This window comes from Evtepia sp. (assembly GCF_034090835.1).
Lineage (GTDB): Bacteria > Bacillota > Clostridia > Oscillospirales > Oscillospiraceae > Evtepia.
In genome coordinates, this window is sequence record NZ_JAXDRS010000032.1 from 1 (window position 1) to 12,473 (window position 12,473).

General features: G+C 54.7%; 12 protein-coding genes, 1 tRNA gene and 2 pseudogenes. 11 read left to right on the forward strand and 4 right to left on the reverse strand.

The window, feature by feature from the left end; translation table 11 throughout:
• Positions 1–71: 71 nt before the first annotated feature.
• The gene (locus tag SOR61_RS06205) at positions 72–314 is read right to left on the reverse strand and encodes a 4-fold beta flower protein (RefSeq protein WP_320611805.1); all 243 of its coding nucleotides are present in this window, start codon (positions 312–314) and stop codon (positions 72–74) included.
• 285 nt (positions 315–599) lie between these two features.
• Between SOR61_RS06205 and SOR61_RS06210 the strand changes: the two are divergent.
• Positions 600–1,523 (forward strand): annotated as a pseudogene (locus SOR61_RS06210) (recombinase family protein); the annotation flags it as partial.
• Positions 1,489–1,893, forward strand: a complete 405-nt coding sequence (locus SOR61_RS06215) for a recombinase family protein (protein WP_320611806.1) — start codon at positions 1,489–1,491, stop codon at positions 1,891–1,893. The pseudogene SOR61_RS06210 and the gene SOR61_RS06215, both read left to right, overlap by 35 nt.
• 30 nt (positions 1,894–1,923) lie before the next feature.
• Here SOR61_RS06215 and SOR61_RS06220 read toward each other — a convergent pair.
• Positions 1,924–1,999 (reverse strand) — tRNA-Pro (locus SOR61_RS06220).
• A gap of 490 nt (positions 2,000–2,489) precedes the next feature.
• Here SOR61_RS06220 and SOR61_RS06225 point away from each other — a divergent pair.
• The 8 genes from SOR61_RS06225 to SOR61_RS06260 all read left to right on the forward strand — a co-directional run bounded on the left by SOR61_RS06225 (position 2,490) and on the right by SOR61_RS06260 (position 10,275).
• Positions 2,490–2,702 (forward strand): FeoA family protein, encoded by a 213-nt coding sequence (locus SOR61_RS06225; RefSeq protein ID WP_320611807.1) that lies wholly within the window; start codon positions 2,490–2,492, stop codon positions 2,700–2,702.
• A 15-nt stretch (positions 2,703–2,717) separates the two neighbouring features.
• A complete protein-coding gene (locus SOR61_RS06230) occupies positions 2,718–2,939 on the forward strand; it encodes a FeoA family protein (protein ID WP_320611808.1) in 222 nt (73 codons plus the stop codon).
• 84 nt (positions 2,940–3,023) lie between these two features.
• Positions 3,024–5,438, forward strand: a complete 2,415-nt coding sequence (locus tag SOR61_RS06235) for a ferrous iron transporter B (protein ID WP_320611809.1) — start codon at positions 3,024–3,026, stop codon at positions 5,436–5,438.
• A gap of 32 nt (positions 5,439–5,470) precedes the next feature.
• On the forward strand, positions 5,471–5,647 hold the full coding sequence (locus tag SOR61_RS06240) for a FeoB-associated Cys-rich membrane protein (protein ID WP_320611810.1): 177 nt from the start codon (positions 5,471–5,473) through the stop codon (positions 5,645–5,647).
• 295 nt (positions 5,648–5,942) lie between these two features.
• On the forward strand, positions 5,943–7,577 hold the full coding sequence (locus SOR61_RS06245) for a class I adenylate-forming enzyme family protein (protein WP_320611811.1): 1,635 nt from the start codon (positions 5,943–5,945) through the stop codon (positions 7,575–7,577).
• Between the two features lie 76 nt (positions 7,578–7,653).
• Positions 7,654–7,947 (forward strand): YerC/YecD family TrpR-related protein, encoded by a 294-nt coding sequence (locus tag SOR61_RS06250; protein ID WP_320611812.1) that lies wholly within the window; start codon positions 7,654–7,656, stop codon positions 7,945–7,947.
• Between the two features lie 11 nt (positions 7,948–7,958).
• A complete protein-coding gene (iorA, locus tag SOR61_RS06255; RefSeq protein WP_320611813.1) occupies positions 7,959–9,683 on the forward strand; it encodes an indolepyruvate ferredoxin oxidoreductase subunit alpha in 1,725 nt (574 codons plus the stop codon).
• A 16-nt stretch (positions 9,684–9,699) separates the two neighbouring features.
• A complete protein-coding gene (locus SOR61_RS06260) occupies positions 9,700–10,275 on the forward strand; it encodes an indolepyruvate oxidoreductase subunit beta (RefSeq protein ID WP_320611814.1) in 576 nt (191 codons plus the stop codon).
• A gap of 89 nt (positions 10,276–10,364) precedes the next feature.
• Here the strand turns inward: SOR61_RS06260 and SOR61_RS06265 are convergent, their stop codons facing one another.
• Positions 10,365–11,306: a cell wall hydrolase gene (locus SOR61_RS06265; protein WP_320611815.1), complete on the reverse strand. Its 942-nt coding sequence runs from the start codon at positions 11,304–11,306 to the stop codon at positions 10,365–10,367.
• Positions 11,307–11,480: 174 nt separating this feature from the next.
• The gene (locus SOR61_RS06270) at positions 11,481–11,873 is read right to left on the reverse strand and encodes a thioesterase family protein (protein WP_320611816.1); all 393 of its coding nucleotides are present in this window, start codon (positions 11,871–11,873) and stop codon (positions 11,481–11,483) included.
• Positions 11,874–12,143: 270 nt separating this feature from the next.
• Here SOR61_RS06270 and SOR61_RS06275 point away from each other — a divergent pair.
• Positions 12,144–12,473 (forward strand): annotated as a pseudogene (locus SOR61_RS06275) (hypothetical protein); the annotation flags it as partial.

Here is a 12,473-nt window from a genome sequence, read left to right on the forward strand (position 1 = left end):
CCGGCCTCATCAGATGGGTTTAAGGAGGGGGTATGTATTATCACTAATAAAGATGGAGCGATGCGCTGGGATTACTTGATATAGCTTCTTACTGTGCCGTTTGTGTTGTAGATGGTGTTGCCACGCCTGTAACCTGTGCAGACGCCATTTGCTCCGTAGTAGCTGTCGCCGCGCTTGTAGCCGCTGCATGTGCCGTTGGTGCGGTAATAGCTGTCGCCGCGTTTGTAACCGGCGCATGTGCCGTTGGGACGATAATAGCTGTTGCCTTTCGTGTAGCCCTTCATAGTTCCGTTCGGTCTGTAGATGTTTGCCATTGTTCTTACCTCCGTCATTTAAGTATTTGGGATTGATTTCCCATGACAGGGAACCTGGAGGGGATGCCTGGATTCCCTGTTTCGGCCGATTATCATCCGGCCTCATCAGATGGGTTTTAGGGAGGGGTATGTATTTACTTCGTAGAAGCTATTGTTGTGTCGAGGTATAGAAAGCGTGTTCATCCATGAGAATAAGACCGTCGAGATCATTTTCAAATATCACGACATTTTCAAGCAAACAGAGCGGTATCTGGAAGAGCTTGGCGCAAAGGAGGGCAAAGCAACATGAAGGCATACAACATAGCAATCTATATCCGGCTCTCCATTGCCGATGAAGACACCGGTACATCCAAGGCTGAGAGCGACAGCGTAGGAAATCAGCGAAGTCTCATCAACCGCTTCCTGGATCGCCACCCTGCGCTCTCGAAGTACTCACGGTCAGAGTTTTGTGACGATGGCTTTACCGGTACGAATACTGACCGCCCTGCTTTTACGGATATGATGAACCGCGTCAAAAAGGGCGAGTTCAATCTGATATGCGTAAAAGATTTTTCCCGCTTTTCGAGGGATTATATCGAGATCGGCGACAGCCTTGAATGCCTGTTTCCGTTTCTTGGAGTGCGTTTCATTTCCGTCAACGACAACTACGACAGCGACAATTATGTAGGCACAACAGGCGGATTGGATGTCGTCATGCGGAACATTGTCTACGCCGCTTACAGCAAAGACCTGTCCATGAAAACGACTACGGCAAAGATACAGCTCATGAAGCAGGGCAAATTTGTGGGCGGCTACGCGCCCTACGGGTATGTACTGCATCCGACGATCCGAAATAAGCTTGCCATCGACCCGGAGGCGGCGGAAGTAGTCAGAAAGATATTTCTGCTTGCCATAGATGGGAACACGCCCACGGAGATAGCGATACGGCTCAATGACGAGGGAATCCCTACGCCGGGACAGTATTTCATAGAGCGCCACCCTGACACGAAGAAATACCGGCGATCTTCCGACAAACTGAACTGGTCTCACGCCATGGTTTATCGGACGCTGACCAAGCTGGTTTACACTGGCTGCGCTGTCGGGCATGAACGCAGGACTGTTGCTCCGCTTTCCCGCAAAACGGTAAAGCAGGACATTGAAAAGCAGTTTATCGTGGAGAACATGCACGAAGCCATTGTCAGCCGCGAGGAGTACGACCAGGCGCAGGCTGTCATCCGGAAAACAGGCCGCTCACCTTCAAAGGCGTCATACTACCACCCGCTGCGCTCCCTTGTCCGATGCGGCAACTGCGGAAGGTGCATATACCATCATCGGCGCTGCGGACGAATACGGCAGCGGGCTCACATTAGATCGCCCGGCGCTCCAAAAAGTGACCGAGGCCGTTGTCGCTGGCAGGGTGGATGTGGTGTTAGTCCATAGCCTGACCCGGATAGGCCGGGAGTGGGGCATGACCCAACGCTACATTGACCTGCTCACCTGGCACAAGGTAAAGCTCCTATGCATCCGGGATCGGCTGCTGTTCGATAAAAACGGCGCTGTCCCAATTTTGACAATAAAAAATGCGGAGTGGCCTTTGTAGGATACTCAGATCCTATAAGGACACTCCGCATGGTCGGAGTGCGGGGACTCGAACCCCGGGCCTCCTGCTCCCAAAGCAGGCGCGCTACCAACTGCGCAACACCCCGATATGAAATTGTGGGACTGCCTGGGCGGATTCTCCCAAAGCAGGCGCGCTACCAACTGCGCTACACCCGGAAATCATATAGAAGGGCAGAAGAAGGGTTGCCAACGGGCACCTGACATCAAGGAAGTGAAGGAAGGTGCCGAATAGGTTAAGGTGTATTATACTAAATAACCGGAAGAATTGCAAGGCGGGAGCGAGAATTGCTCCTGAAAAATTTGCAAAAGCAGCATTGGTTCTTTTTTGTTAGAAAGACCTGTAAGAAGGGGACGACCTGATGCAGCAGGAGGGGAGGGGGAGAAGGTGTGGATTTGTACAGCTCTTTGGTTAACATGTGCTAACTTCTTGTGAAAGACGCTGAAAAAAGGGAAGGAGAGAGAGAACAGATTGACAAATGGGTCCTGTTTCGGTAGAATACAGAAAGGTTAGCGAGAGCTAATTTTTTGATTGCCATAGAGTTAGTTACATCTAACTACAGAGCAGGAGGTGGAGAAATGATGCCGTTGACTCTTGTTTCCTCCGGGGAAACCAATGTCATCCAGCGGATCGGCGGAAAGCCGGAGGTGAAGAAACACCTGGAGCACCTTGGGTTTGTTGTAGGCAGTGAAGTGACGGTGGTTTCTTCCATCGGCGGAAATCTGATCGTCAACGTGAAGGATGCACGGATCGCGATCAGCAAAGAAATGGCTGCAAAGATTATGGTGTAAAGGAGAGGGAACTGCGTGCGTACATTGAGACAGGTAAAGGTTGGCGACACCAGCCGAGTGGTGAAACTCCATGGAGAAGGTGCTGTTAAGCGGCGGATCATGGACATGGGCATCACCAAGGGGGTCAGCGTTTTTGTTCGAAAGGTTGCTCCTTTGGGGGATCCCATTGAAGTTACGGTGCGCGGCTATGAATTGTCGCTGCGGAAAGCCGATGCAGATATGATCGAAGTGGAATAATGGGGTTGTTTTCTCCGTTGCGGGGAACAATCCTGTTTTTATCCCGTTCGGTTAGTTTTTGCTAATTAAGAAAGGATGATGGAGATGGAGAGAGAAATACGAATTGCCCTGGCGGGGAATCCAAACTGCGGAAAGACGACCCTGTTCAATGCGTTGACAGGATCCAACCAGTTTGTTGGTAACTGGCCCGGCGTCACGGTGGAAAAGAAGGAAGGAAAGCTGAAAGGGCACAAGAACGTAGCGATCATGGACCTTCCCGGTGTGTACTCCCTTTCACCTTATACGCTGGAAGAAGTGGTGTCCAGAAACTATCTGGTGCATGAGCGGCCGGATGCGATCCTGAACATTGTTGACGGAACCAACCTGGAGCGGAACCTGTATCTGACCACGCAGCTGACAGAGTTGGGGATCCCCGTGGTGGTCGCCGTGAACATGATGGACCTGGTCAAGAAAAACGGCGATGTCATCCGTCTGGATGAACTGTCCCGGTCTCTGGGATGCAGGGTGGTAGAGATCTCTGCCCTGAAGGGAACTGGCGTGATGCAGGCCGCAGAAGCTGCCATCGAGGCGTCACACTCCGATACTACGGTCCCCATGCATACGTTTTCCGGTGTGGTAGAACATGCCCTGGCGCATATCGAAGAAGCTGTGCTCCACGAAATGGCGCCGGAACAGCAGCGGTGGTATGCCATCAAGGTGTTTGAGCGGGACGAAAAGGTCCTGACAGAACTCCAACTGAGCAAAGGCGTCAAAGACCATATCGAAGCAGATATCCAGGCAGCAGAAGAGGAGCTGGATGATGATGCGGAAAGCATCATCACCAACGAACGCTATCTGTACATCGCCTCGATCCTGAAAGGGGTATACAAAAAGAAAAACGCCGGCGGCATGACGATCTCGGATAAGATCGACCGTGTGGTGACCAACCGGTTTGCCGCTCTGCCCATTTTTGCCGCTGTCATGGTGCTGGTCTACTTTATTTCCGTGACGACGGTGGGGACCTGGGTGACCGACTGGACCAATGATGGTGTCTTTGGCGATGGCTGGCACCTGTTTGGGATCGGCGCCAGCGAGTATGAAGAGGCCATCACCGAGCACGCAAAGGAACATCTGTGGACCAAAGAGATGGAAGACACCGTGCAGAAGGCTGCGGATGCCAATGTCATTGGTGCAGCGGATATCCTGAGCGCCATGCAAAGCGAGGATTTCGGTGCCTTTGACGAGGCGGTGGGAACCTATACAGATGCCCTGGAAGAAGCGGGATATGAGATCGGAGCATTGTACGATGCCGGCATGGAGGGCGCCCCGGAGACATCCGAGTTTGGTGTCTGGGTCCCTGGTATCCCGGTCCTTCTGGGGGATGGCTTGGCTGCCATCGGGTGTGCAGACTGGCTGCAAAGCCTGATCCTTGACGGTATTGTGGCCGGCGTGGGTGCGGTGCTTGGCTTCGTGCCCCAGATGCTGGTGCTGTTCCTCTTCCTTGCGTTCCTGGAAGCCTGCGGTTATATGGCCCGGATCGCCTTTGTGATGGACCGGATCTTCCGCCGGTTTGGCCTCTCCGGTAAGTCCTTTATTCCCATGCTGATTGGCAGCGGCTGTGGTGTTCCTGGTGTCATGGCTTCCCGTACCATCGAAAACGAGCGGGACCGCCGTATGACCATTATGACCACCACCTTCATTCCCTGCGGCGCCAAGATGCCCATTATTGCCCTGATCGCAGCGGCTCTGTTTGGAGGCGCCTGGTGGGTGGCCCCCAGTGCCTATTTCCTGGGCGTTGGAGCCATTGTGCTTTCCGGTATCATGCTGAAGAAGACCAGAATGTTTGCCGGAGACCCGGCTCCCTTCGTGATGGAGCTGCCGGCCTATCACTGGCCCACAGTGGGGAACATCCTCCGTTCCATGTGGGAGCGCGGCTGGTCCTTCATTAAGAAGGCTGGTACCATCATTCTGGTGGCATCCATCATCATTTGGGCAGGTTCCTCCCTGGGTGTTGTGGATGGCCAGTTCCTGTTTGATCCTGAAATGGAGCTGGAAAACAGCTTCCTGGGCATCATTGGCGGAGCGATCTGCTGGATCTTCTCCCCTCTGGGCTTTGGCTCGATCAAGGCGACCGTAGCGACTGTGATGGGCCTGGTGGCCAAGGAAGAAGTCGTTGGCGTGTTTGGTGTTCTGGACTTTGAGAGCATGACTCCCCTGGCCGGGTACGCCTTCCTGGCGTTCAACCTGCTGTGCGCCCCCTGCTTTGCTGCCATCGGTGCCATCAAGCGGGAGATGAACTCCGCCAAGTGGACCTGGTTCGCCATTGGCTACCAGTGCGGCTTCGCATATGTTGTGGCGCTCATTATCTATCAGCTGGGGATGCTGTTCTCCGGACAGGGCAGTGTTCTGGGCGCAGGCGTTGCCTTCCTGTTTATTGTGTTTATTGTCTTTATGGTGGTGCGGCCTGAGCGCACGCCGGTTTCCGCTGGAACAAAAAGAGCGGGAAAAACTGCGGCCTGATCAAGGTCAGGTTTTAGAAAGGAGATCACATAATGTTAGAGCTATTGCGAGAGAATTTAGGCACCATCGTGGTTGCGCTGCTGGTTGCTGCTGCTGTAGCCGGTGTTGTGATCCATTTGCACTGGCAGAAAAAAAGAGGATCGTCCACCTGTGGCTGTGATTGCGGCAGCTGCGGATCCGGACATGTCTGCCACCCCGGGAAACATTGAGTTCTCAGTTGGCTGAGCAGAGGTCCTGTGCGGCAGAGTCGCAGGAAAACAATCCAATACGCCCTGAAGGGAGCAGAGCATTCTGGGTATCCAGAGCGCTCCGCTCCCTTTTCTTTTGCCGGAAGGATTGATTCTTTTCCCCCCAATATGGTATTTTATAGGAGAAAGGTCTGGACTCTTGACTTTCCGGGAAAAGCATGATAGAGTAAATCTGTCACAGCAAAGGTTTAAAGCTGTAAAGTTGATGGACGGTTGAAACGAGGACCGCTTCAACCGGAAGAAAGGATGGTCCGTTATGCCTGTCACTGACTTTTTGGAGCGCAATGTGAAGCTCTATGGCAATGAAACCGCTCTGGTAGAGCTGAACCCGGAGATGAAAGAAACCCGGCGCATGACCTGGAAGGAATATGACCTGATCCAGCCGACAACAGATGAACCCTTACGCCGTGAGATCACGTGGAATGTGTTCAATGAGAAGGCCAATCGGTTTGCCAATATGCTGCTTTCCCGCGGCGTGAAAAAGGGAGATAAGGTTGCCATTCTGATGTACAACTGTCTGGAGTGGCTGCCTATTTATTTTGGTATTTTGAAAACCGGTGCGTTGGCGGTGCCCTTTAACTTCCGTTATTCCGCCGATGAGATCCAGTACTGCGCCGACCTGGCCGAAGTGCAGGTGCTGGTGTTTGGTCCGGAGTTCATCGGGCGAATCGAGAGCATTGCCGACAGGCTCAGCCAGGGCCGCCTGCTGATCTACGTGGGGGACAACTGCCCCACCTTCGCAGAGAGTTACCGGGAGCTGGCAGCGGACTGTTCCTCTGCGCCTCCTCAGGTGCTTATCACCGACGATGACGACGGCGCCATCTACTTCTCTTCCGGCACCACCGGTTTTCCCAAGGCCATCTTACATAAGCACCGGAGCCTGACCCAGGCCGCAGAGATGGAGCAGAAGCACCACCAGATCACCCACGATGATGTGTTCCTCTGCATCCCGCCTCTCTATCACACCGGCGCCAAGTTCCACTGGATGGGCAGCCTGATCGCGGGCAGCCGGGCGGTCCTGCTGAAAGGCACGGCGTCGGACGTTATCCTCAAGGCGGTCTCTGACGAACGGTGTACACTGGTCTGGCTGCTGGTGCCCTGGGCACAGGACATTCTGGACGCACTGGACCGGGGCGACATCCGTCTGTCTGACTACCATCTGGACCAGTGGAAGCTGATGCACATCGGTGCGCAGCCGGTGCCCCCCTCCCTGATCCGCCGGTGGAAGGAGTACTTCCCCAACCACCTGTATGACACCAACTATGGCTTGTCCGAGTCCACCGGCCCGGGCTGCGTCCATCTGGGGATGGAGAATATCCACAAGGTGGGTGCCATTGGAGTGCCCGGTTACCGCTGGGAAGTAAAAGTGGTAGACGAGGAAGGTAATGAAGTGCCCCAGGGCGCCGTAGGAGAACTGTGCGTCAAGGGCCCTGGCGTTATGACCTGCTACTACAACAACCCCGAAGCCACTGCAGAGGTCCTGAAGGACGGCTGGCTCTACACCGGCGATATGGCCATGAAGGACGAAGATGGCTTCTACTTCCTGATAGACCGGAAAAAGGACGTGGTGGTCAGCGGCGGTGAGAACATCTATCCCGTTCAGGTGGAGGACTTCCTCCGGGCCCACAACAAGATCAAGGACGTGGCCGTCATCGGTCTTCCCGACAAGCGGTTGGGCGAGATCTGCGGTGCCATTATCGAGGTCAAGGACGGCATGACCTGTACCGAAGAAGAGATTCGGGACTTCTGCATGGATCTGCCCCGGTACAAGCGTCCCAGAAAGATCATCTTTGAGGACATCCCCAGAAATGCCACCGGAAAAATCGAGAAGCCCGTCCTCAGGAAGCGGTATGGTGCGGAGTACCTGGTGGCGCAGCAGAACCGAAGCTGATCCCCGGGTCAGAGAATAAAACACCAGGAACGAAGGAGCGAAGACGATGCCAAGAGGGAAAAAAAGGGAGCGCAGCATGGAACTGTATGAGCACATTGCGGCGCTGCAAACCGTGGAAGAGTGCTGCCGTTTTTTTGACGATCTCTGTGCCATCACAGAACTGCGGGCCATGGAGCAGCGGTTTGACGTAGCAAAAATGCTCCATGCAGGAATGGTGTATACGGCCATTTTGAACGAGACCGGTGCCAGTTCCGCTACGGTAAGCCGGGTCAACCGGGTCCTGAACTACGGGACCGGCGCCCTGGGGGAACTCATGGACCGGGTCGCAGAGGAGCGGGGAGAGACCCCGACAGAAGAAACCAAAGAATAACGGAGGACGGAATGAAAGAACTGATGTTGGGCAACAAGGCGGTTGCCCGTGGACTATATGAAGCGGGATGCGCAGTGATCTCCAGCTATCCCGGCACACCCAGCACGGAGATCACAGAGGAAGCGGCCAAGTATCCGGAGATCTACTGTGAATGGGCTCCCAATGAGAAGGTTGCGCTGGAGGTGGCCCACGGCGCAGCGGTGGGCGGCAAGCGGGCTGCCTGCTGCATGAAGCACGTGGGTCTGAACGTGGCAGCAGATCCCCTGTTCACCATATCCTATCAGGGGGTGGACGCAGGCCTGGTGATCTGCGTGGCAGACGATCCCGGCATGTTTTCCTCTCAGAACGAGCAGGACTCCCGGCACTATGCCATTGCCGCCAAGGTGCCCATGCTGGAGCCCTCGGACTCCCAGGAGGCACTGACTTTTGCCAAGCGGGCCTTTGAACTCTCTGAGGAGTATCACACCCCGGTGCTGCTGCGGATGTGCACCCGTATCTCTCACTCTCAGAGCATCGCTGAGGCAGGGGAGCGGAAGGAAGTGCCCCAGAAGAAGTATGTGAAAAATCCAGAGCGGGTCATGATGACCACCAACTCCCTCAAGGCCCATTACCGGGTGGAAGAGCGCACCCAGGCCATGACCGAGCTGGCAGAGACCACCGACCTGAACCGTCTGGAGATGGGAGACACCTCCCTGGGTATCATCACCTCTTCTACCAGCTATCAGTATGTCCGTGAGGTGTTTGGTGAGAAGGCCAGCGTATTGAAGCTGGGGCTCTCCTGGCCCATGCCGGTGAAGAAAATTCGAGAGTTTGCAGCCCAGGTGGATCAGCTCCTGGTGGTAGAGGAACTGGAGCCCATCATTGAGAACCACTGCCGTCAGATCGGCGTGGATGTGATCGGGAAAGAAAAGATCCCCATGGTGGACGAACTGACCCAGGGGGTCATCGCCCGGTGCATGGGGCAGGAGGCCAAGGCTACGGTCGCCCTGGAAGACGCCATTCCCAACCGGCCTCCGGTCATGTGCGCCGGCTGCCCCCATCGCGGCGTGTTCTACACCCTGGCCAAGAACAAGTGCATGGTGTATGGAGACATCGGCTGCTACACCCTGGGTGTCATGCCGCCTCTGAACGCCCTGGATCTGAACGTCTGCATGGGGGCTTCCTGTTCCGGTCTCCACGGCTTCAACCTGGCCGGGGGAGCAGAACACGAGAAGCACAGTGTGGCCGTCATCGGTGACTCCACCTTTGCCCACTCCGGCATTACAGGCATCGCCGACATTGCCTATAACCGGAGCAACTCTACGGTCCTGATCCTGGATAACTCCATTACCGGTATGACCGGACACCAGCAAAACCCCACCACCGGCAAGACCCTTCGGGGGGAACCTGCGGGACAGATCGACCTGGAAGGGCTGTGCCGCGCGGTGGGCTTCCGCCGGGTCCGTGTGGTCGACCCCAACAACCTGAAGGAGATGGACAAGACCCTGAAGGAAGAGCTGGCAGCGGAGGAGCCCTCTGTGATCATCACCCGCAGCCCCTGCGTGATGCTGAAAGACGTAAAGAAAGCACCGCCTCTGAAGGTCGATCTGGACCGGTGCAACGGCTGCAGCCTCTGCATGCGGATCGGATGTCCGGCCTTGAGCCTGCGGGGAGAAAAGGTAGAGATCGACAAAACCCAGTGCATTGGCTGCCAGGTGTGCATGCAGATGTGCCACCGGGACGCACTGATCGTATAATAAGGAGGAAGAGGAAATGGAAACTGTCAATATTATGATCGTTGGTGTAGGCGGACAGGGTTCGCTTTTGGCCTCGAAGATGCTGGGCCATCTTCTGGTGAATACCGGATATGACGTGAAGGTCTCTGAAGTTCACGGCATGAGCCAGCGGGGCGGCAGCGTGGTGACCTACGTGCGCTTTGGCGATAAGGTGTATTCTCCCATCATTGACAAGGGCGAGGCGGATTTCATCGTCTCCTTTGAGCTGCTGGAGGCTGCCCGCTGGATCGAGTATCTGAAGCCCACCGGCCGGATCGTGACCAATACCCAGCAGATGGAGCCCATGCCGGTGATCGCCGGTCTGGCCAAATACCCGGAAAACCTGGTAGAGAAAATGCAGGCAAAGGGCGTCCAGGTGGATGCCATGGATTGCCTGGCCCTGGCTGAAGAGGCCGGCTCTTCCAAGGCGGTGAACATGGTGCTCATGGGTCGTCTGTCCCACTATTTCCCGGACATTCCTCAGGAAGCCTGGCAGGCCTCTCTGGAGGCCAACGTGCCGGCAAAAGTTCTGGAACTGAATAAGAAGGCCTTTGCTCTGGGACAAAAGGGCTGAGGGACGAGAAGTCTCTCCTGTTAAAACAAAAAGAAATCCCCCGTATCGGTAAGAAATGAAGCCGATACGGGGGATTTCTTTTTGTGATCTTATGCGTAGAAGTTGTGACCGCCAATGGTGCAGACATAGGTTCTGCTTTGGTCTGCCCAGGAGCGCATGGTGGTGACATTAAAGTAGAGGCATTCCTCTGCTTCCCGCACACCATCCAGACAGAGCATGGCGGCAATGACGCTCTCTTCGTCTGGTTCACGGTAAATGGTTCCGTTGGCCACGGGAGAGAACTGTCCCGGCGCAAAGACCACGTCTTTGATGGTATCCGGAAACCGTTCATCTACGACCCGATTGAGGATGACAGTACCCACTGCGATCCTGCCTTTCATGGGCTGGTTGCCGGACTCGGAATAGATGGCCCGGGACAGCCAGTACAGATCTTCTTCCGGGTAGGTTCCCGGGGAAGCCGGGGGTGCTACCTGCTTAAAAATAAGGGTATTGGTTTCAGGGTCTTCCCGGAGGGTGCACCCCAGGGCGTCAGCCATGGGATGAACAGGAAGCAGCACATCCTGTTCTTGTGCGATGACCGTGGCAGGGACATAGAAATACCGGCCATTGACAGAAAAATACGTGTCTCCGTGGGAAGCCTGCACGGAGAGACCAGTTCCCTCTGCGGTCAATGTCCCGTCTTGGACGGTGATTTGGACAGAAGGGAAGAGGGCGCGGAGGACCATGGACAGGCCCAGATAAGGGGTGCCCTCCACGGTGCTTCTGGGTGCATGGTAGCCGATGGAAACACCGTTCACAATAACGTCAGAGATAGAAGCGGGGGAAGCGTTGAAAGCAAGAGGGAGGAGGGGGGCGCCATGCATTTCCGCGTCAAAGGCGACATGATCGTGGGTAAACAGATACCCCACGTTGGTTGACCGCACCGTTTGTGAGCGTGGGCTGGTAGGGGAGGCTTCCTTTGCCAGCGCGGAAAGACAAAGCACCAGCAGAAGTACGAGCAAAATCGCCGCACTGGGCAGGTGTTTTTTCATGTTTCTACAGCTCCTGTTTCTGAATTTTCATGATTGTTACCACATTGTAACTTAATTGTAAGAATAAATCAAGAAAAATATCAGAAAAAGGAAAAAATGGCAGAAGAAACTTCTTTGAGATCGAAAAGGGGATAAGGAAACACCCCGCAGCCCGGGGGACTGCGGGGCGGCAGATCAGCCTTCCGATAACTTTTTGTTTGCCTTTTCTACGAAACGGTCGCTTTGGATAACAGCCCGTTCGTGGGTGCCTTCTCCGATGAGGCCTTTGGCGTCGTGGGCAGTGACACGGAACACCAGGCGGCGGCCATCGACCTCTGTGAGTTCTGCCTGGCAGGTCACATCCATTCCAAGAGGGGTTGCGCTCACATGCTTTACGTGCATGAGGGTACCCACAGTGCTGCTCTCAGGAGAGAGGTGAGGGGCCACTGCGGTCCAGGCGGCCTGCTCCATCCGAGCGATCATGATGGGTGTGGCCAGAACATCCAGGGTCCCGCTGCCGACCGCTCTGGCAGAGTCCTCTTGTGTGACAGAAAAGGTGATTTCGTGTGTCAATCCAGGCTGAAGCATGGGAAAAGACCTCCTGTAATAACATATTGATTTTGTGATGAAAAAGAGTGCATTCTCATATAGCCACCACATTATATCAAAAAAGCATGGGACTTGAAAAGCCAGGAAAAAAAGTGTGTGAAAACAGACAAATTATGGAACAAAAATTTGTATAATCTTCCGCACCTTGTCTGTATTGACTTTTAATATAAGGTGCGGTAGCATAAGGAAGTAATCTTGTGCACAGCACAGGCTGGAGTACATATCTAAAGACAGGAGGATACATCAAATATGTTTGAGCATTATGAGAACTATGATCGTTTTATTCCTGATGTAATGCTGAAGAAGCATAAGAAGCATGAGGAATATCTGCAGGGCCTGTATACCGGCAAGGATCATAGAGAGGTTTATAAAAGCAAGCTGGGCACCGTGGAAGATGCCATCGGCATCATCGAGAGCGGCGACTGCATCGTCTGGTCTATCCACGGCTCCGAGCCCCGTCTTTTCCTGCGCAACCTGCACCGCATCGCTGACCGCATCGACCCGGCAAACCCCGTTGAGCTGTGGTCCTGCGTGGACCGCTGGGGCCCCGAGTACCAGGTACACAGCAATCCCGAACTG